Source organism: Vibrio sp. SSH13-20 (assembly GCF_040104475.1).
Lineage (GTDB): Bacteria > Pseudomonadota > Gammaproteobacteria > Enterobacterales > Vibrionaceae > Vibrio > Vibrio harveyi.
The window spans coordinates 224,845-241,387 of sequence record NZ_JBECOU010000005.1 but is presented as its reverse complement, the minus strand read 5'-3'; the positions used below and the strand labels follow the sequence as shown (position 1 = coordinate 241,387).

The 16,543-nt window shown below is 45.8% G+C and carries 29 protein-coding genes; 1 reads left to right on the top strand and 28 read right to left on the bottom strand.

Annotated elements, in window-relative coordinates; all coding sequences use genetic code 11:
• Positions 1 to 16: 16 nt before the first annotated feature.
• From rpoA to rpmE, 28 genes are all read right to left on the bottom strand, one after another.
• Positions 17 to 1,009 (bottom strand): DNA-directed RNA polymerase subunit alpha, encoded by a 993-nt coding sequence (gene rpoA, locus ABMY42_RS16280; RefSeq protein ID WP_005383143.1) that lies wholly within the window; start codon positions 1,007 to 1,009, stop codon positions 17 to 19.
• Positions 1,010 to 1,033: 24 nt separating this feature from the next.
• On the bottom strand, positions 1,034 to 1,654 hold the full coding sequence (gene rpsD / locus ABMY42_RS16275) for a 30S ribosomal protein S4 (protein ID WP_005383146.1): 621 nt from the start codon (positions 1,652 to 1,654) through the stop codon (positions 1,034 to 1,036).
• A gap of 27 nt (positions 1,655 to 1,681) precedes the next feature.
• On the bottom strand, positions 1,682 to 2,071 hold the full coding sequence (rpsK, locus tag ABMY42_RS16270; protein WP_001118870.1) for a 30S ribosomal protein S11: 390 nt from the start codon (positions 2,069 to 2,071) through the stop codon (positions 1,682 to 1,684).
• Positions 2,072 to 2,089: 18 nt separating this feature from the next.
• Positions 2,090 to 2,446 (bottom strand): 30S ribosomal protein S13, encoded by a 357-nt coding sequence (rpsM, locus tag ABMY42_RS16265; RefSeq protein ID WP_005450559.1) that lies wholly within the window; start codon positions 2,444 to 2,446, stop codon positions 2,090 to 2,092.
• A 149-nt stretch (positions 2,447 to 2,595) separates the two neighbouring features.
• Complete coding sequence (gene rpmJ, locus ABMY42_RS16260) at positions 2,596 to 2,709, bottom strand: 50S ribosomal protein L36 (protein WP_000868186.1); 114 nt, start codon at positions 2,707 to 2,709, stop codon at positions 2,596 to 2,598.
• 38 nt (positions 2,710 to 2,747) lie between these two features.
• Positions 2,748 to 4,082 (bottom strand): preprotein translocase subunit SecY, encoded by a 1,335-nt coding sequence (gene secY, locus ABMY42_RS16255; protein WP_005435093.1) that lies wholly within the window; start codon positions 4,080 to 4,082, stop codon positions 2,748 to 2,750.
• A gap of 20 nt (positions 4,083 to 4,102) precedes the next feature.
• Positions 4,103 to 4,537 carry a 50S ribosomal protein L15 gene (rplO, locus tag ABMY42_RS16250; RefSeq protein WP_005450562.1) on the bottom strand — a complete coding sequence of 145 codons (435 nt, stop codon included), beginning with the start codon at positions 4,535 to 4,537 and terminating at the stop codon, positions 4,103 to 4,105.
• A gap of 5 nt (positions 4,538 to 4,542) precedes the next feature.
• Complete coding sequence (gene rpmD / locus ABMY42_RS16245; protein WP_005450564.1) at positions 4,543 to 4,719, bottom strand: 50S ribosomal protein L30; 177 nt, start codon at positions 4,717 to 4,719, stop codon at positions 4,543 to 4,545.
• Positions 4,720 to 4,726: 7 nt separating this feature from the next.
• On the bottom strand, positions 4,727 to 5,230 hold the full coding sequence (rpsE, locus tag ABMY42_RS16240; protein WP_005435090.1) for a 30S ribosomal protein S5: 504 nt from the start codon (positions 5,228 to 5,230) through the stop codon (positions 4,727 to 4,729).
• A gap of 14 nt (positions 5,231 to 5,244) precedes the next feature.
• On the bottom strand, positions 5,245 to 5,598 hold the full coding sequence (rplR, locus tag ABMY42_RS16235) for a 50S ribosomal protein L18 (RefSeq protein ID WP_005435088.1): 354 nt from the start codon (positions 5,596 to 5,598) through the stop codon (positions 5,245 to 5,247).
• Between the two features lie 9 nt (positions 5,599 to 5,607).
• Positions 5,608 to 6,141: a 50S ribosomal protein L6 gene (gene rplF / locus ABMY42_RS16230; protein ID WP_005450565.1), complete on the bottom strand. Its 534-nt coding sequence runs from the start codon at positions 6,139 to 6,141 to the stop codon at positions 5,608 to 5,610.
• 12 nt (positions 6,142 to 6,153) lie between these two features.
• Positions 6,154 to 6,546, bottom strand: coding sequence for a 30S ribosomal protein S8 (gene rpsH / locus ABMY42_RS16225; RefSeq protein ID WP_005450567.1), 393 nt, complete (start codon positions 6,544 to 6,546; stop codon positions 6,154 to 6,156).
• A gap of 29 nt (positions 6,547 to 6,575) precedes the next feature.
• The gene (gene rpsN / locus ABMY42_RS16220; protein ID WP_004410442.1) at positions 6,576 to 6,881 is read right to left on the bottom strand and encodes a 30S ribosomal protein S14; all 306 of its coding nucleotides are present in this window, start codon (positions 6,879 to 6,881) and stop codon (positions 6,576 to 6,578) included.
• A 17-nt stretch (positions 6,882 to 6,898) separates the two neighbouring features.
• A complete protein-coding gene (gene rplE / locus ABMY42_RS16215) occupies positions 6,899 to 7,438 on the bottom strand; it encodes a 50S ribosomal protein L5 (protein ID WP_005450569.1) in 540 nt (179 codons plus the stop codon).
• A gap of 23 nt (positions 7,439 to 7,461) precedes the next feature.
• On the bottom strand, positions 7,462 to 7,779 hold the full coding sequence (gene rplX / locus ABMY42_RS16210; RefSeq protein ID WP_005435084.1) for a 50S ribosomal protein L24: 318 nt from the start codon (positions 7,777 to 7,779) through the stop codon (positions 7,462 to 7,464).
• A gap of 13 nt (positions 7,780 to 7,792) precedes the next feature.
• The gene (gene rplN / locus ABMY42_RS16205) at positions 7,793 to 8,164 is read right to left on the bottom strand and encodes a 50S ribosomal protein L14 (RefSeq protein WP_004410450.1); all 372 of its coding nucleotides are present in this window, start codon (positions 8,162 to 8,164) and stop codon (positions 7,793 to 7,795) included.
• A gap of 165 nt (positions 8,165 to 8,329) precedes the next feature.
• Positions 8,330 to 8,584 (bottom strand): 30S ribosomal protein S17, encoded by a 255-nt coding sequence (rpsQ, locus tag ABMY42_RS16200; RefSeq protein ID WP_005450571.1) that lies wholly within the window; start codon positions 8,582 to 8,584, stop codon positions 8,330 to 8,332.
• A complete protein-coding gene (gene rpmC / locus ABMY42_RS16195; protein ID WP_004410456.1) occupies positions 8,584 to 8,775 on the bottom strand; it encodes a 50S ribosomal protein L29 in 192 nt (63 codons plus the stop codon). Before rpmC ends, rpsQ begins: the two co-directional genes overlap by 1 nt.
• Positions 8,775 to 9,185 (bottom strand): 50S ribosomal protein L16, encoded by a 411-nt coding sequence (gene rplP, locus ABMY42_RS16190; RefSeq protein ID WP_005379577.1) that lies wholly within the window; start codon positions 9,183 to 9,185, stop codon positions 8,775 to 8,777. The genes rpmC and rplP overlap by 1 nt, the downstream gene beginning before the upstream one ends.
• Before the next feature lie 11 nt (positions 9,186 to 9,196).
• Entirely contained in the window at positions 9,197 to 9,895 is a 699-nt protein-coding gene (rpsC, locus tag ABMY42_RS16185) for a 30S ribosomal protein S3 (RefSeq protein ID WP_005435080.1), read from the bottom strand.
• 18 nt (positions 9,896 to 9,913) lie between these two features.
• The gene (gene rplV / locus ABMY42_RS16180) at positions 9,914 to 10,246 is read right to left on the bottom strand and encodes a 50S ribosomal protein L22 (protein WP_005383164.1); all 333 of its coding nucleotides are present in this window, start codon (positions 10,244 to 10,246) and stop codon (positions 9,914 to 9,916) included.
• Between the two features lie 10 nt (positions 10,247 to 10,256).
• Positions 10,257 to 10,535, bottom strand: a complete 279-nt coding sequence (gene rpsS / locus ABMY42_RS16175; RefSeq protein ID WP_005431614.1) for a 30S ribosomal protein S19 — start codon at positions 10,533 to 10,535, stop codon at positions 10,257 to 10,259.
• A 21-nt stretch (positions 10,536 to 10,556) separates the two neighbouring features.
• Complete coding sequence (rplB, locus tag ABMY42_RS16170) at positions 10,557 to 11,381, bottom strand: 50S ribosomal protein L2 (RefSeq protein ID WP_005450574.1); 825 nt, start codon at positions 11,379 to 11,381, stop codon at positions 10,557 to 10,559.
• 15 nt (positions 11,382 to 11,396) lie between these two features.
• Positions 11,397 to 11,699: a 50S ribosomal protein L23 gene (gene rplW / locus ABMY42_RS16165; protein WP_004398471.1), complete on the bottom strand. Its 303-nt coding sequence runs from the start codon at positions 11,697 to 11,699 to the stop codon at positions 11,397 to 11,399.
• On the bottom strand, positions 11,696 to 12,298 hold the full coding sequence (gene rplD, locus ABMY42_RS16160; protein ID WP_005435074.1) for a 50S ribosomal protein L4: 603 nt from the start codon (positions 12,296 to 12,298) through the stop codon (positions 11,696 to 11,698). The genes rplW and rplD overlap by 4 nt, the downstream gene beginning before the upstream one ends.
• 17 nt (positions 12,299 to 12,315) lie before the next feature.
• Positions 12,316 to 12,945, bottom strand: a complete 630-nt coding sequence (gene rplC, locus ABMY42_RS16155; protein WP_005435072.1) for a 50S ribosomal protein L3 — start codon at positions 12,943 to 12,945, stop codon at positions 12,316 to 12,318.
• A gap of 14 nt (positions 12,946 to 12,959) precedes the next feature.
• Positions 12,960 to 13,271, bottom strand: a complete 312-nt coding sequence (gene rpsJ, locus ABMY42_RS16150) for a 30S ribosomal protein S10 (RefSeq protein ID WP_004410492.1) — start codon at positions 13,269 to 13,271, stop codon at positions 12,960 to 12,962.
• 456 nt (positions 13,272 to 13,727) lie between these two features.
• Positions 13,728 to 13,949 carry a 50S ribosomal protein L31 gene (gene rpmE / locus ABMY42_RS16145; protein ID WP_005450576.1) on the bottom strand — a complete coding sequence of 74 codons (222 nt, stop codon included), beginning with the start codon at positions 13,947 to 13,949 and terminating at the stop codon, positions 13,728 to 13,730.
• Between the two features lie 297 nt (positions 13,950 to 14,246).
• On the opposite strand from rpmE, the gene priA reads away from it, so the two are divergent.
• Positions 14,247 to 16,448, top strand: a complete 2,202-nt coding sequence (gene priA / locus ABMY42_RS16140; RefSeq protein WP_252044779.1) for a primosomal protein N' — start codon at positions 14,247 to 14,249, stop codon at positions 16,446 to 16,448.
• Positions 16,449 to 16,543: the final 95 nt, after the last annotated feature.

Here is a 16,543-nt window from a genome sequence, read left to right as displayed (position 1 = left end):
TTCTAACTAGTATCGATTAATCTTCAGCGATTGATGCAGGTGGCCAGTTTTCTAGGCGCATGCCCAGAGACAGACCACGTGACGCAAGTACGTCTTTAATCTCAGTAAGAGATTTTTTACCAAGGTTAGGCGTTTTAAGTAGCTCAACCTCAGTACGTTGTACTAGATCACCGATGTAGTGAATCGCTTCTGCTTTCAGACAGTTAGCAGAGCGAACTGTTAGTTCAAGATCGTCTACAGGACGCAGTAGGATCGGATCGAATTCTGGCTTCTCTTCCTTCTCCTCAGGTACACGTACATCACGAAGATCTACGAACGCATCCAATTGTTCAGCTAGGATAGTAGCTGCACGACGGATTGCTTCCTCAGGTTCTAGAGTACCGTTTGTTTCCATATCGATAACAAGCTTGTCTAGATCAGTGCGCTGTTCTACACGAGCTGCTTCTACAGCGTAGGCAATTTTGTCTACTGGGCTGTAAGTAGCATCTACTAGTAGGCGACCGATTGGACGCTCGTCTTCTTCGTTATGGATACGCGCAGAAGCTGGAACATAACCACGACCACGTTCAACTTTGATACGCATTGCGATCTCAGCGTTGTCATCCGTTAGGTGACAAATAACGTGTTCAGGGTTAGCGATCTCTACATCACCGTCATGGGTGATGTCACCTGCAACCACAGGGCCCGAGCCTGATTTGTTCAAAGTAATGAACACTTCATCTTTGCCTTCAGCTACGCGCACTGCCAAACCTTTAAGGTTTAGAAGGATTTCAAGAATATCTTCTTGTACGCCTTCTTTAGTGCTGTACTCATGAAGTACGCCTTCGATTTCTACTTCTGTCACTGCACAACCAGGCATAGAAGATAGAAGAATGCGGCGAAGTGCATTACCTAGAGTATGACCAAAGCCACGCTCTAATGGCTCAAGAGTTACTTTTGCGTGAGTCGAGCTGATTTGTTCGATGTCAACTAGACGTGGCTTAAGAAATTCTGTTACAGAACCCTGCATTGTGTCCTCTCTTTAGTTTAAACCTTACTTAGAGTAAAGCTCGACGATCAATTGTTCGTTGATGTCAGCTGATAGATCAGAACGCTCAGGCATACGCTTGAATGTACCTTCCATCTTGCCACCATCTACTTCAATCCAAGTTGGTTTTTCACGTTGTTCAGCAACTTCTAGAGCTGCTTTGATACGAGCTTGCTGTTTAGCTTTCTCGCGGATAGAAACAACGTCATTAGCCGCTACTTTGAAAGAAGGAACGTTTACAACTTTACCGTTAACTAGGATAGCTTTGTGGCTAACTAGCTGACGTGCTTCTGCGCGAGTTGCGCCAAAGCCCATGCGGTAAACTACGTTATCAAGACGACCTTCAAGAAGCTGAAGTAGGTTTTCACCTGTGTTGCCTTTAAGACGCGCAGCTTCTTTGTAGTAGTTACGGAATTGTTTTTCTAGAACGCCGTACATACGACGAACTTTTTGCTTCTCACGAAGCTGAACGCCATACTCAGATAGACGACCGCGACGAGCGCCGTGTACACCTGGTGCGTTATCAATTTTACACTTGGTATCGATCGCGCGAACACCAGACTTAAGGAATAAGTCAGTGCCTTCACGACGGCTAAGCTTCAGCTTAGGACCCAAATATCTTGCCATGATCTTTCTCCAGTAATCTAAAAAACGTTATACGCGACGTTTCTTAGGTGGACGACAACCGTTATGAGGGATTGGTGTAGCATCAACGATGTTTGTGATGCGGAAACCAGCAGCGTTCAGAGCGCGAACAGTAGATTCACGACCTGGACCAGGACCCTTAACCATAACTTCCAAGTTCTTTAGACCGTATTCTTTAGCCATTTCAGCACAACGCTCAGCAGCAACCTGTGCAGCGAACGGAGTAGACTTACGAGAACCACGGAAACCAGAACCACCTGCAGTAGCCCAAGCTAGAGCGTTACCTTGACGGTCAGTAATGGTTACGATTGTGTTATTGAAAGAAGCATGGATGTGCGCAACGCCATCTGCAACTTGCTTGCGTACGCGCTTACGAGCGCGAGTTGGTTGTTTAGCCATTGTACTCTACCTTCCCGATTATTTCTTGATCGGCTTACGCGGACCCTTACGGGTGCGAGCGTTGGTTTTAGTACGCTGTCCACGTAGTGGTAGACTGCGACGATGACGAAGACCACGGTAACAGCCAAGGTCCATAAGACGCTTGATGTTCATAGATACTTCACGACGTAGATCACCTTCTACAGTGTACTTAGCTACACCATCACGCAGTTGATCGATCTGCTCTTCAGTTAGTTCACTGATCTTAACATCTTCAGCAATACCCACTTCAGCTAGGATAGCTTGAGAGCGAGTTTTACCGATGCCGTAGATCGCCGTTAGAGCGATTACAGCGTGTTTCTGATCAGGAATGTTAATGCCTGCTATACGGGCCATTATTCACTCCTAAGTGTTTCTATAAAAGAATTAGCCGCAGCAAAGCCCGTTATGGATACGCTGCGGAGTACTACTTCTTTTGCACGCAAAAGGTAGGCCGAGGAATATACTCGACCTAACCTTCATTTTCAAGTAAAAATTTCTGCTAATTAGCCTTGGCGCTGTTTGTGCTTTGGCTCACTGCAAATCACGCGAACAACACCGTTGCGCTTGATTACTTTACAGTTACGGCAGATTTTTTTAACGGAAGCACGAACTTTCATTGCTAAACTCCGTAATTGAAACTGAGTCTACCGTCGAATTAACGACCGTAGCCTTTCAGATTCGCTTTCTTCAACACAGAATCATACTGTTGAGACATCAGATGAGTCTGTACCTGTGCCATAAAGTCCATGATAACAACTACTACGATAAGTAGTGATGTACCGCCGAAGTAGAAACGTACGTTCCACGCGACCATCATGAACTCGGGAATCAGACAGATAAAGGTAATGTACAGTGCACCCGCTAGGGTTAAACGTGTCATCACTTTATCAATGTACTTAGCTGTCTGCTCACCTGGGCGGATACCGGGTACGAATGCACCGGACTTCTTCAAGTTATCTGCTGTTTCACGCGGGTTGAATACCAACGCCGTGTAGAAGAAACAGAAGAAAATAATCGCTGCTGCATAAAGCATTACATACAGCGGTTGACCTGGGCTAAGAGCCAAAGACACGTCAGTTAACCAACCGAACGCGCTGCTCTCACCATTCTGACCAAACCACTGAGCCAGTGTTCCTGGGAACAGGATAATACTTGATGCAAAAATCGCTGGAATAACACCCGCCATATTAATTTTAAGTGGCAAGTGCGAGCTTTGCGCAGCAAATACTTTACGACCTTGTTGACGCTTAGCGTAGTTAACGACGATTCGGCGTTGACCACGTTCCATGAAAACAACGAAGTAAATTACTGCAAAAGCTAATACCGCGATTAGCAACAGAAGAAGTACATGCAATTCACCTTGACGCGCTTGCTCGATTGTTTGACCGATTGCAGAAGGCAATCCAGCAACAATACCTGCAAAAATCAGAATGGAAATACCATTACCGATTCCTCGCTCTGTAATTTGTTCACCTAACCACATTAGGAACATGGTACCAGTTACTAAACTTACGGTAGCAATTAGCGTAAACATGGTTTGGTTCATAACAACCAGATTATCGACCATGTTTGGTAAGCCTGTTGCAATACCAATAGCTTGGAATGTTGCAAGTACAAGCGTGCCGTAGCGTGTATATTGGCTGATCTTACGACGGCCTGCTTCACCCTCTTTTTTGAGTTCCGCTAACGCTGGATGAACTACAGTTAGCAATTGGACAACAATAGAAGCCGAAATATACGGCATGATGCCCAACGCTAATATAGATGCACGCTCAAGAGCACCACCGGAGAACATGTTAAACATTTCAACGATGGTACCTTTTTGCTGTTCGAACAAATCGGCAAGTACAGCAGCGTCAATACCAGGAATCGGCACAAAAGAGCCGGCTCGGAATACTAAAAGTGCACCAATTACGAATAACAAGCGCGACTTTAGTTCACTTAAGCCGCTCTGAGCACTACGAAAATCTTGTCCTGGTTTCTTAGCCATCTGTACCTCGTTCCTCGAGATTATTCCTCGATTTTACCGCCTGCAGCTTCGATTGCAGCTTTAGCGCCTTTAGTCACACGTAGACCTTTAACAGTCACTGCTTTGTTAATCTCACCAGAAAGAACAACTTTTACAAATTCGATGTTCTTAGTGATGATGTTAGCAGCTTTAAGGCTGTTTAGATCAACCACGTCACCAGAAACTTTCGCTAGCTCAGCTAGACGAACTTCAGCAGACACTAGGCTCTTACGAGAAGTGAAACCGAATTTTGGTAGACGTTGTTTCAGAGGCATTTGACCGCCTTCGAAACCTGGACGAACTTTACCGCCAGAACGTGATTTTTGACCTTTGTGACCACGGCCACCAGTTTTACCTAGGCCAGAACCGATACCACGACCTACACGCTTAGGAGCGTGCTTAGAGCCAGCAGCCGGTGCAAGAGTATTCAAACGCATTCTGATTACTCCTCAACTTTAACCATGTAGAAAACCTTGTTGATCATACCGCGTACACACGGAGTATCTTCAAGTTCTACTGTATGGTTGATTTTACGAAGACCTAGACCACGCAAAGTAGCTTTGTGCTTTGGTAGGCGGCCAATTGAGCTTTTAGTTTGAGTTACTTTAATAGTTGCCATGGTGTTCTTACTCCGAAATAGCTTCAACAGTTAGACCACGTTTAGCAGCAACCATTTCTGGCGACTTCATGCTACCTAGTGCATCGATCGTTGCACGAACGATGTTGATAGGGTTCGTAGAACCGTATGCTTTAGATAGTACGTTGTGTACGCCAGCAACTTCTAGTACTGCACGCATCGCACCACCTGCGATAACACCAGTACCTTCTGCAGCAGGCTGCATGTAAACTTTAGAGCCCGAATGGCGACCTTTCACTGGGTGGTGAAGAGTGCCTTCGTTTAGCGCGATAGTAGTCATGTTACGACGCGCTTTTTCCATTGCTTTTTGAATCGCTGCAGGTACTTCACGAGCTTTGCCGTAACCGAAACCTACACGACCGTTACCGTCACCAACTACTGTTAGTGCAGTGAAGCTCATGATTCGACCGCCTTTAACCGTTTTAGAAACACGGTTAACTGCGATTAGCTTTTCTTGCAAATCATTCGCTTGAACTTGTTGTTCTTTAGCCATCTTCCAACCCTACCTTAGAATTTCAGACCAGCTTCGCGAGCAGATTCTGCTAGCGCCGCTACTCGACCGTGGTATTGGAAACCAGAACGATCAAATGCAACTGCAGTTACGCCTTTTTCAAGAGCGCGCTCAGCAACAGCTTTACCTACTGCTTTAGCTGCATCAACGTTACCAGTGTATTTCACTTGCTCACGGATCGCTTTTTCTACAGTAGAAGCTGCTGCGATAACCTCAGAGCCATTAGCCGCGATAACCTGTGCGTACACGTGACGAGGAGTACGGTGTACAACTAGGCGAGTCGCACCCAGTTCTGCAATCTTACGACGTGCACGTGTAGCACGACGGATGCGAGATGCTTTCTTATCCATAGTGTTACCTTACTTCTTCTTAGCTTCTTTAGTACGCACATTTTCATCTGCGTAACGAACACCTTTACCTTTGTAAGGCTCAGGTTGACGGTAAGAACGAATGTCAGCCGCAACTTGACCAACTAGTTGCTTATCACAACCAGTGATGATGATTTCAGTTTGGCTTGGACATTCAGCTTTAATACCCGCTGGCAACTCGTGCTCAACTGGGTGAGAGAAGCCTAGTGTTAGACCTACAGCGTTGCCTTTGATAGCAGCACGGTAACCAACACCTTTAAGAGTTAGCTTCTTAGTAAAGCCTTCAGTAACACCAACAACCATGTTGTTAACTAGAGCGCGAGCTGTACCAGCTTGTGCCCATGCGTTAGCAACACCTTCTTTAGGACCGAAAGTTAGGTTGTTTTCTTCCTGAGCGATTACTACAGCGTTGTTAAGAACGCGAGATAGTTCGCCCTTAGCACCTTTTACAGTGATTTCTTGGCCGTTTAGTTTCACCTCTACGCCAGCTGGAATAGCGACAGGTGCTTTAGCAACACGAGACATATTCTACTCCTATTAAGCTACGTAGCAGATGATTTCACCACCAAGACCTGCTTTACGTGCAGCGCGGTCTGACATAAGACCCTTGGAAGTAGAAACGATAGCAATACCAAGACCACCCATTACAGAAGGAAGTTGATCTTTCTTCTTGTAAACACGTAGACCTGGACGAGAAACACGTTTAAGTTGCTCGATTACTGGTTTAGCTTGGAAGTACTTAAGAGTAACTTCTAGCTCAGGTTTTGCTTCGCCTTCAACAGCGAAGTCAACGATGTAACCTTCAGCTTTTAGTAGTGCAGCGATTGCAACTTTAAGCTTTGAAGAAGGCATTTTAACAGCAACTTTGTTTGCTGCCTGACCGTTACGAACACGGGTCAGCATATCCGAAATCGGATCTTGCATGCTCATATGATTTACTCCAAATGATTAAGTGGCAATTACCAGCTAGCCTTACGAAGACCCGGAATCTCGCCTTTCATGCAAGCTTCACGAACCTTAATACGGCTTAGACCGAACTTACGTAGGTAACCGTGTGGACGACCAGTTTGGTTACAACGGTTGCGCTGACGTGATGCACTTGAATCACGTGGAAGAGATTGCAGTGTAAGAACCGCATTCCAACGATCTTCTTCAGATGCGTTTACATCGCTGATGATAGCTTTTAGCGCTGCACGCTTTTCAGCGAACTTAGCTACTAGCTTCGCACGTTTTGCTTCACGTGCTTTCATTGAATTTTTAGCCATAACAGTAACCCTTCACCTTACTTACGGAATGGGAAGTTAAAGGCAGCCAGCAGAGCACGGCCTTCCTCATCAGTACCAGCAGACGTCGTAATAGTGATGTCTAGACCGCGTACTCGATCAACTTTATCAAAGTCGATTTCCGGGAAGATGATTTGCTCGCGAACGCCCATGCTGTAGTTACCGCGACCGTCAAAAGACTTAGCGCTAACACCACGGAAGTCACGTACTCGTGGAAGAGCGATCGAAATTAGACGCTCAAGAAAATCCCACATACGTTCGCCACGCAAGGTTACTTTACAACCGATAGGGTAGCCTTCACGGATTTTGAAACCTGCAACAGATTTACGAGCTTTAGTGATAAGTGGCTTTTGACCAGAGATCGTTGCCATATCAGCAGCTGCGTTTTCTAGCAGTTTCTTATCGTTGATTGCTTCACCAACACCCATGTTTAGGGTGATTTTCTCGATTCTAGGGACTTGCATGACGCTTGTGTAGCTAAACTGTTTGGTCAGTTCAGCGACTACAGACGACTTGTAGTAATCATGCAGTTTCGCCATAGTAGAACTCCAAATTACTTCTATTAGTTAGAAACGATTTCGTTGTTAGACTTAAAGAAACGAACTTTCTTACCATCTTCAAAACGGAAACCGATACGGTCAGCTTTACCAGTAGCTGCGTTAAAGATCGCCACGTTAGAAACGTCGATTGCTGCTTCTTGCTCTACGATACCGCCTTGGATACCTAGTGCAGGAACAGGTTTCTGGTGTTTCTTAACAAGGTTGATACCTTCAACGATAACTTTACCAGTTGCTAGGACCTTAGTTACTTTACCTTTCTTGCCTTTGTCTTTACCAGCAAGAACGATTACTTCGTCATTACGACGGATTTTAGCTGCCATTTCTACGTGCTCCTTACAGAACTTCTGGAGCCAGTGAAACGATCTTCATGAACTTATCGCCACGAAGTTCGCGTGTCACAGGACCAAAGATACGTGTACCGATTGGTTGCTCAGTGTTGTCGTTCAACAATACACAAGCATTTCGGTCGAAGCGAATGACAGAACCGTCAGGACGACGTACGCCTTTACGGGTGCGCACTACCACCGCCTTCAGAACGTCACCTTTTTTAACTTTACCGCGAGGAATTGCTTCCTTAACAGTAACTTTGATAACGTCACCGATATGTGCATAACGGCGGTGAGAGCCACCCAGAACCTTAATACACATTACGCTGCGTGCGCCTGAGTTATCAGCTGCGTCCAGCATACTTTGCATTTGGATCATGTTAGTGCTCCGCTAAATAATAAAAAAACTAGACCCTCTCGGGTCGGGCTGCCTCTTTAAAAGGGACGCGAATTGTACCACCCTTTTTTGTGATTGGGTAGTCAAAAAATAAACGGCTCCAAAAATAATTTTTGGAGCCGTTTGTCAATCATAGATTGGGGAAGATTACATCTTCGCCTTTTCTACAACTTTAACCAAAGTCCAAGACTTAGTCTTAGACAGTGGACGACACTCTGCGATTTCAACTTTGTCGCCTAGGCCACATTCGTTGTTCTCGTCGTGTGCGTGTACTTTAGTCGTGCGCTTTACGAATTTACCGTAAATTGGGTGTTTAACCATGCGCTCGATAGCAACTACGATAGACTTGTCCATCTTGTCGCTAACAACACGACCTTGTTGAGTACGTTTTACTTCGCTCATTATGCGCCTGCCTTCTCAGTCAAAACAGTTTTCACACGTGCGATATCACGGCGTACAGCTTTCAGAGTATGAGTTTGCTGTAGCTGACCAGTTGCAGCTTGCATGCGCAAGTTGAACTGTTCACGTAGCAAATTCAATAGCTCAGCGTTAAGCTCTTCAACGCTTTTCTCGCGTAGATCTTGTGCTTTCATCACATCACCTGCTTAGTTACAAATGTAGTTTTGAATGGCAGTTTACGAGCCGCTAGGCGGAACGCTTCACGAGCCAATTCTTCAGGTACACCACCCATTTCGTACATAACCTTACCAGGTTGGATTTGGGCTACCCAGTACTCAACGTTACCTTTACCCTTACCTTGACGAACTTCAAGTGGTTTTTCTGTGATTGGTTTGTCTGGGAACACACGGATCCAGATTTTACCTTGACGCTTAACGTGACGTGTCATTGCACGACGTGCCGCTTCAATTTGACGAGCAGTTAGACGACCACGGCCAACAGCTTTAAGACCGAATTCGCCGAAGCTTACATCAGTACCTTTAGCTAGACCACGGTTACGACCTGTCTGAACCTTACGGAACTTAGTACGTTTAGGTTGTAGCATCTGTCGACTCCTTACTTACGGCCTTTACGCTGCTTCTTAGGCTTGTCGCCTTTAGGCTCTACAGCGTTAGCTGCTGGCATACCACCTAGGATCTCACCTTTGAAGATCCAAGTTTTAATGCCGATCACACCGTATTGAGTGTGAGCCGAAGAAGTTGCGTAATCAATGTCTGCACGTAGAGTGTGTAGAGGTACACGACCTTCACGGTACCACTCAGAACGTGCGATTTCAGCGCCGCCTAGACGACCGCTTACTTCTACTTTGATGCCTTTAGCACCTAGACGCATTGCGTTTTGTACCGCGCGCTTCATAGCACGACGGAACATAACACGACGCTCTAGTTGAGACGCGATGCTGTCACCAACAAGTTGTGCATCAAGTTCAGGCTTACGTACTTCAGCGATGTTAATTTGCGCTGGTACACCTGCAATTTTTGCTACAGCTGCGCGTAGTTTCTCAACGTCTTCACCTTTCTTACCGATTACAACGCCTGGACGAGCAGTGTGAATAGTCACACGGATGCTCTTAGCAGGACGCTCGATAACGATGCGTGAAAGAGACGCTTTTTGTAGTTCCTTAGTTAGGAACTGACGTACCTTGAAGTCGCCGTCTAGGTTGTCAGCGAAATCTTTGGTGTTAGCAAACCATGTAGCATTCCAAGGCTTAACGATGCCAAGACGAATACCATTAGGATGTACTTTTTGACCCATTGCTTACTCTCCTAGTCTCTAGCGATCTGCTACAACAACAGTGATGTGGCTTGAACGCTTCAAGATACGATCCGCACGACCTTTAGCACGAGGCATAATACGCTTCATGGTTGGGCCTTCATCTACAAAGATTTTTGCGACATTCAGATCGTCAATATCTGCACCTTCGTTGTGCTCCGCGTTAGCGATAGCAGACTCTAGAACTTTCTTAACTAGAGCAGCAGCTTTTTTGTTGCTGAACGTTAGAATTTCTAGAGCTTGGTCAACAGATTTACCACGAATTAGATCCGCAACTAAGCGAGCTTTCTGAGGCGAAATGCGAGCAAAGTTATGTTTAGCAATAGCTTCCATTATTTACTCCTTAACGCTTCTTAGCTTTCTTATCCGCAGCGTGACCGCGGTAAGTACGTGTTGGTGCGAATTCACCTAGTTTGTGACCGATCATTTCTTCGGTTACGAAAACAGGTACGTGCTGACGACCATTATGGACAGCGATGGTCAAACCGATCATCGATGGGATGATCATTGAACGACGGGACCAAGTCTTAAGTGGCTTTTTGTCTCCGCTTTCCACCGCTTTCTCTACCTTCTTCAGCAAGTGTAGGTCAATAAATGGACCTTTCTTGAGAGAACGTGGCATGGCGATTCCTCTTTATATAGATTACTTGTTACGACGACGTACGATGTACTTGTCAGTGCGTTTGTTCTTACGAGTCTTGAAGCCTTTAGTTGGCATACCCCAAGGAGATACTGGATGACGGCCACCAGAAGTACGACCTTCACCACCACCGTGTGGGTGATCAACCGGGTTCATTACTACACCACGTACGGTTGGACGTACGCCGCGCCAGCGTGAAGCACCAGCTTTACCAAGTTCACGTAGCATGTGCTCAGAGTTACCAACTTCACCGATTGTTGCACGGCCTTCAGAAAGAACTTTGCGCATTTCGCCAGAACGTAGACGGATAGTTACGTACGCACCGTCGCGAGCAACGATTTGAGCGTAAGCACCAGCCGAACGAGCTAGCTGACCACCTTTACCAGGTTTTAGTTCAACGTTGTGTACAGTTGAACCTACTGGGATGTTACGCATTGGTAGAGTGTTACCAGCTTTAATCGGTGCATCAACACCAGATTGGATAACATCACCAGCTTGAACACCTTTAGGTGCTAGGATGTAGCGACGCTCACCGTCTTTGTAAAGAACTAGAGCAATGTTTGCGCTACGGTTTGGATCGTATTCTAGACGCTCAACTGTCGCTGGGATACCGTCTTTAGTACGTTTGAAGTCAACTACACGGTAGTGGTGCTTGTGACCACCGCCGATGTGACGTACTGTGATACGACCGTTGTTGTTACGACCACCGTTCTTAGAGTTTTTCTCTAGAAGTGGTGCGTATGGCTTGCCCTTGTGTAGGTCAGCGTTAACAACTTTAACAACGTGACGACGACCAGGGGAAGTCGGCTTACATTTAACAATAGCCATTCTTAACTACTCCTGTTATTCCGCGCCGCCAACAAAGTCAAGATCTTGACCTTCTTTCAAAGTAACGTACGCTTTCTTAACGTCGCTGCGGCGACCTTGGCGTAGACCTTGACGTTTGGTCTTACCCTTAGTGATAAGAGTATTTACAGACTTAACTTCAACTTCAAAAAGCTTTTCTACAGCTGCTTTGATCTCTTTTTTAGTTGCATCTTTAGCTACTTTGAAAACGATAGTGTTCGCTTTCTCAGCTGCCATAGTTGCTTTTTCAGAGATGTGCGGAGCACGTAGAACTTTTAGGATACGCTCTTCAGTGATCATGCTAGCATCTCCTCAACTTGCTTAACTGCTTCAGCAGTCATTACAACTTTGTCGAACGCGATTAGTGAAACTGGGTCGATACCAGCAACGTCACGTGCGTCAACTTTGTATAGGTTACGAGCAGCTAGGAATAGATTCTCATCTACTTCGCTAGTCACGATTAGAGCGTCAGTTAGCTCAAGCTCTTTAAGCTTAGCAACTAGCTCTTTAGTCTTTGGCGCTTCAACTGAGAAGTTATCAACAACGATTAGACGCTCTTGACGAACTAGCTCAGAAAGAATGCTCTTCATAGCACCGCGGTACATTTTTTTGTTTACTTTTTGGCTGTGATCTTGTGGTTTCGCAGCAAAAGTAACACCACCTGTACGCCAGATTGGGCTACGGATTGTACCAGCACGCGCACGGCCAGTACCTTTTTGACGCCATGGCTTAGCGCCACCGCCAGAAACTTCTGAACGTGTTTTTTGAGCACGTGTACCTTGACGAGCACCTGCTGCAAACGCAACAACTACTTGGTGTACAAGAGCTTCGTTAAACTCACGTCCGAAAGTAGTTTCGGAAACAGTTAGTGCATCAGCACCTTTAACCATTAGTTCCATTACTTACTCCTGAGACGTTATGCTTTAACAGCTGGTTTAACGATCACGTTGCCACCTGTTGAGCCTGGTACTGCACCTTTGATAAGAAGCAGATTGCGCTCAGCGTCAACACGTACGATCTCTAGGTTTTGAGTCGTTACACGCTCAGCACCCATGTGACCTGCCATTTTCTTGCCTTTAAATACGCGACCTGGAGTTTGACATTGGCCAATTGAACCCGGTGCACGGTGAGACAATGAGTTACCGTGAGTCATATCTTGAGTACGGAAGTTCCAACGCTTAACAGCGCCTTGGAAACCTTTACCCTTAGATGTACCAGTAACGTCTACTTTCTTAGTTTCGTTGAATAGTTCAACTGTTAGCTCAGCGCCAACTGCGAACTCTTCACCGTTTTCCAAACGGAATTCCCAAAGACCACGACCAGCTTCAACGCCAGCTTTAGCAAAGTGACCTGCTTCAGCTTTGTTTACGCGGTTAGCTTTCTTAGAACCAGCAGTTACCTGGATTGCAGCGTAGCCATCTGTCTCAAGAGTTTTAACTTGAGATACACGGTTTGCTTCAACTTCAACAACTGTTACTGGGATAGAAACGCCGTCTTCAGTAAATACGCGGGTCATGCCCACTTTACGACCGATTAGACCAATCATTCTTCTAATCTCCCTTAACCTAGGCTAATTTGAACGTCAACGCCCGCAGCAAGGTCTAGACGCATTAGAGCATCAACAGTTTTGTCTGTTGGCTCAACGATGTCGATTAGACGCTTGTGAGTACGGATTTCGTACTGGTCACGTGCTTTCTTGTTAACGTGTGGAGAGATAAGAACTGTGAAACGCTCTTTACGAGTTGGTAGTGGGATTGGACCACGAACCTGTGCGCCAGTGCGCTTAGCTGTTTCAACGATTTCCGCTGTAGAAGCGTCGATTAGTTTGTAATCGAATGCTTTTAGGCGGATACGGATACGTTGGTTCTGCATGAGACAGAGCTCCAATATTAAAAATTACACAAACAATATCGCCACTCAGACTCGTAAAGACGAGAGAATGCCGATTGATTTATGTGAAACCGTAGCATCCAAGATTAGGACGCATTGTCAGTTAATTTTCGATTAACTACCCCTACATACCAGAGTCACCTCTGGGGATAGTTTTTCCGAAGAAAAGATAGCTAATTGTATTAACCGCGAACATAAGCTGAGTCTACATTACCTCGTAAATCCGAAGATTTACTCGCTCCTCATTGCTCATTGGTTCACAACTGGCTTAACCAGTGCGCTGCATTATACAGATCACACTTTAGGATGCAATAGCCGAGTGAAAAATAATCGAACAAATTTTAGCCGCTCGATTCTCCCCTACTTTTGCACTAGCCAATAAACAAAAAGGACGCCGAAGCGTCCTTTTTTAAACTGTAATCGTAATAGCGTCTGCTATTATTTCTTACCGCTTGATAGTGCACCGAAACGCTTGTTGAAGCGATCAACACGGCCGCCTGTATCAACGATACGTTGCTTACCTGTGTAGAATGGGTGACACTTGTCACATACGTCTAGGTGGATAGATTCCTTCGCTAGAGTAGATTTGAACTCGAAAGAGTTGCCGCAAGAACAAGTAGCAGTGATTGCTTTGTATTCTGGGTGGATACCAGCTTTCATGGGATAACCTCAATTGTAGGCCGTGTCGCTATACGAGTCTAAGCCGCACACCACACGTAATTAATAATAAAAAGTGCGATACCGCATCGACCAATCGCCGAAGCCATATCTCAAGGCGCAGTATAGTAATGAATCACTAAGCTAGGATCAACACATTTGGCAACTTTTTCGCCACTTTTTTCACCAGTACTTTAGTACTGAGAGGAATCTACCCTCATTAAATACCGATCACTCGAATTTCTTAGTGCGTTTTAATAGACTATAGCCCTCTTCCCTCTTTTATATAGTAAAGATTCTATGCGTCCATCCATTGCCAGAGTGGCACTGCCAGTCCCTCTCGACAAACAGTTTGATTATGCCATTCCCGGGCATCTGTTTCCGATCATTGGTGGGCGAGTTTCTGTACCTTTTGGGCGTCAAACTTTAGTTGGAATTGTCACCGCGATGGTTAATCACTCTGACTTTCCTAAAGAGCAACTTAAGCCACTTAAAGCTGTATTAGACACCCAACCCGTTTGGTCAGAGAAGCTCTATTCTTTGCTTACTTGGTGTAGTCAGTTTTATCAGTATCCTCTTGGCGACACCTTGCACAATGCTATGCCTGCCGCCCTAAGAAAAGGCAAACCTGCTGACTTCTCAACCTTATACGAGTGGCAAATTACCACTTCAGGCAAAGATAAACTTATGCAGGGGCTTGGTCGCGCGGTTAAACAGCAGCGTGCTCTGCAGATGTTGATTGACGGTCCCATTCCACATCAAGAGTTTAGTGATCAAGAAATACCATCTTCAGTGCTCAAGTCTTTAGAGGAAAAAGGCTGGATTGAACGTATTGAAAAGAAACCTGAGATCACCAAATGGGGAGAGCAAGTTGAGCGTGAAGTAGAGAAGCCCAAGCTTAACCATGAACAAGCTCTGGCAATCGCCAGTGTTAATAGCCAAACCGGATTTGCCTGCTATTTATTAGAGGGCGTTACCGGTTCGGGGAAAACCGAAGTCTACTTAAACCTGATCAAGCCAGTGCTCGAGAAAGGCAAACAAGCGTTGGTTTTAGTGCCCGAGATAGGCTTAACACCGCAAACCATCAATCGCTTTAAGCATCGCTTCAATGTTCCTGTGGACGTGATTCATTCTGGTTTGAATGATACTGAGCGACTCAATGCTTGGCTTTCAGCGCGAGACAAAGCAGCTGGCATCATTATCGGAACACGCTCTGCTCTGCTTACCCCTTTTGCTGACCTTGGCATTATTATTGTCGATGAGGAGCATGACTCTTCATACAAACAGCAAGACAGCCTGCGCTACCACGCCCGCGATGTCGCTGTGATGCGAGCACATAAAGAACAAGTACCCATCGTACTTGGTTCTGCGACACCTGCTTTAGAAACACTGCACAACGCACTTTCTGGTAAATATCACCACTTAACGCTGACCCAACGAGCAGGCTCTGCGGTACCAACAACGAATAAGGTACTGGATGTTAAAGGGCTTTACCTAGACAGTGGCTTATCTGCCCCTCTGATCGCTGAAATGCGTAAGCACCTCGATTCTGGCAACCAAGTCATGCTGTTCCTAAACCGCCGTGGTTTTTCTCCTGCGTTGATGTGTCATGAGTGTGGCTGGACAGCAGAGTGTAAGCGCTGCGATGCCTACTATACCTTCCACCAGTACAGCAATGAGATCCGATGCCACCATTGCGGGTCTCAACAACCCGTAATTCATCAATGCCAAGGTTGTGGCTCCACTCAACTAGTAACCGTTGGAGTTGGGACAGAGCAACTGGAGCTTCAACTTGCCAAGCTCTTTCCTGAATACAAAGCGATTCGTATTGATAGAGACAGCACTCGCCGTAAAGGCAGCTTGGAAGATGCTCTCGAATCGATTCGTAAAGGCGAATATCAAATCCTGATTGGTACGCAAATGCTGGCGAAAGGTCACCACTTTCCGAACGTGACACTCGTGGCGCTACTGGACGTGGACGGATCTCTATATAGTAGTGACTTTCGTGCTTCGGAAAGGCTGGCACAATTGTTCATTCAAGTTGCGGGGCGTGCTGGTCGTGCAAGCAAACCTGGCGAAGTGATTTTACAGACTCACCACCCTGAGCACAGCTTGCTTCAGTCTCTATTACAGAAAGACTATCGTGACTTTGCCATGACAGCATTAGAGGAACGTAAGTTGGCTCAGCTTCCACCTTACAGCTTCTTAACCCTATTTAAAGCGGAAGCCAACCAAAGCGAGTTGGTCGAAGACTTTTTGCGTCAGGTTCGCTTCACTCTTGAGTCACACCCATTATTTGATGGTTCCTGCATGGTTTTGGGTCCGACTCCATCACCATTAGCTAAGCGTGCTGGGAAATATCGTTGGCAGTTGTTACTGCAAACTCAGCATCGCTCATTGATGCAAAAGTTATTAACCAGTGCAAAACCTGCTATTGAGTTGTTGCCAAATGCCAAGAAAGTTCGCTGGAATTTAGACATAGAACCACAGGATCTCAGCTAGCAAACGTTTAACTATGTAATGAATTACCTTCTAATGTGAGTCAAATCACATTAGGATTGCAATTTTTGTTAAACAGACCGTAACTTTCCCTTTAG

Coding starts and splice junctions, on each gene's coding strand:
- rpmC (WP_004410456.1), bottom strand. CDS start 8,775: ATGAAAGCACAAGATCTACGCGAGAAAAGCGTTGAAGAGCTTAACGCT.
- rpmD (WP_005450564.1), bottom strand. CDS start 4,719: ATGGCAACTATTAAAGTAACTCAAACTAAAAGCTCAATTGGCCGCCTA.
- rpmE (WP_005450576.1), bottom strand. CDS start 13,949: ATGAAAGCTGGTATCCACCCAGAATACAAAGCAATCACTGCTACTTGT.
- rpsQ (WP_005450571.1), bottom strand. CDS start 8,584: ATGAGCGAAGTAAAACGTACTCAACAAGGTCGTGTTGTTAGCGACAAG.
- rplR (WP_005435088.1), bottom strand. CDS start 5,598: ATGGATAAGAAAGCATCTCGCATCCGTCGTGCTACACGTGCACGTCGT.
- rpsS (WP_005431614.1), bottom strand. CDS start 10,535: ATGCCACGTTCTCTCAAGAAAGGTCCATTTATTGACCTACACTTGCTG.
- rpsC (WP_005435080.1), bottom strand. CDS start 9,895: ATGGGTCAAAAAGTACATCCTAATGGTATTCGTCTTGGCATCGTTAAG.
- rpsH (WP_005450567.1), bottom strand. CDS start 6,546: ATGAGCATGCAAGATCCGATTTCGGATATGCTGACCCGTGTTCGTAAC.
- rpsJ (WP_004410492.1), bottom strand. CDS start 13,271: ATGCAGAACCAACGTATCCGTATCCGCCTAAAAGCATTCGATTACAAA.
- rpsM (WP_005450559.1), bottom strand. CDS start 2,446: ATGGCCCGTATAGCAGGCATTAACATTCCTGATCAGAAACACGCTGTA.
- rplF (WP_005450565.1), bottom strand. CDS start 6,141: ATGTCTCGTGTTGCTAAAGCACCTGTCGCTATTCCAGCTGGCGTAGAG.
- secY (WP_005435093.1), bottom strand. CDS start 4,082: ATGGCTAAGAAACCAGGACAAGATTTTCGTAGTGCTCAGAGCGGCTTA.
- rplC (WP_005435072.1), bottom strand. CDS start 12,945: ATGATTGGTCTAATCGGTCGTAAAGTGGGCATGACCCGCGTATTTACT.
- rplO (WP_005450562.1), bottom strand. CDS start 4,537: ATGCGTTTGAATACTCTTGCACCGGCTGCTGGCTCTAAGCACGCTCCT.
- rpsE (WP_005435090.1), bottom strand. CDS start 5,230: ATGGCTAAAGAACAACAAGTTCAAGCGAATGATTTGCAAGAAAAGCTA.
- rpmJ (WP_000868186.1), bottom strand. CDS start 2,709: ATGAAAGTTCGTGCTTCCGTTAAAAAAATCTGCCGTAACTGTAAAGTA.
- rpsK (WP_001118870.1), bottom strand. CDS start 2,071: ATGGCTAAACAACCAACTCGCGCTCGTAAGCGCGTACGCAAGCAAGTT.
- rpsD (WP_005383146.1), bottom strand. CDS start 1,654: ATGGCAAGATATTTGGGTCCTAAGCTGAAGCTTAGCCGTCGTGAAGGC.
- rplW (WP_004398471.1), bottom strand. CDS start 11,699: ATGATCACTGAAGAGCGTATCCTAAAAGTTCTACGTGCTCCGCACATC.
- priA (WP_252044779.1), top strand. CDS start 14,247: ATGCGTCCATCCATTGCCAGAGTGGCACTGCCAGTCCCTCTCGACAAA.
- rplV (WP_005383164.1), bottom strand. CDS start 10,246: ATGGAAGCTATTGCTAAACATAACTTTGCTCGCATTTCGCCTCAGAAA.
- rplE (WP_005450569.1), bottom strand. CDS start 7,438: ATGGCGAAACTGCATGATTACTACAAGTCGTCTGTAGTCGCTGAACTG.
- rpoA (WP_005383143.1), bottom strand. CDS start 1,009: ATGCAGGGTTCTGTAACAGAATTTCTTAAGCCACGTCTAGTTGACATC.
- rplD (WP_005435074.1), bottom strand. CDS start 12,298: ATGGAACTAATGGTTAAAGGTGCTGATGCACTAACTGTTTCCGAAACT.
- rplX (WP_005435084.1), bottom strand. CDS start 7,779: ATGGCAGCTAAAATCCGTCGTAATGACGAAGTAATCGTTCTTGCTGGT.
- rpsN (WP_004410442.1), bottom strand. CDS start 6,881: ATGGCTAAAAATTCAATGAAAGCACGTGAAGCAAAACGTGCGAAGCTA.
- rplN (WP_004410450.1), bottom strand. CDS start 8,164: ATGATCCAAATGCAAAGTATGCTGGACGCAGCTGATAACTCAGGCGCA.
- rplB (WP_005450574.1), bottom strand. CDS start 11,381: ATGGCTATTGTTAAATGTAAGCCGACTTCCCCTGGTCGTCGTCACGTT.
- rplP (WP_005379577.1), bottom strand. CDS start 9,185: ATGCTACAACCTAAACGTACTAAGTTCCGTAAGGTTCAGACAGGTCGT.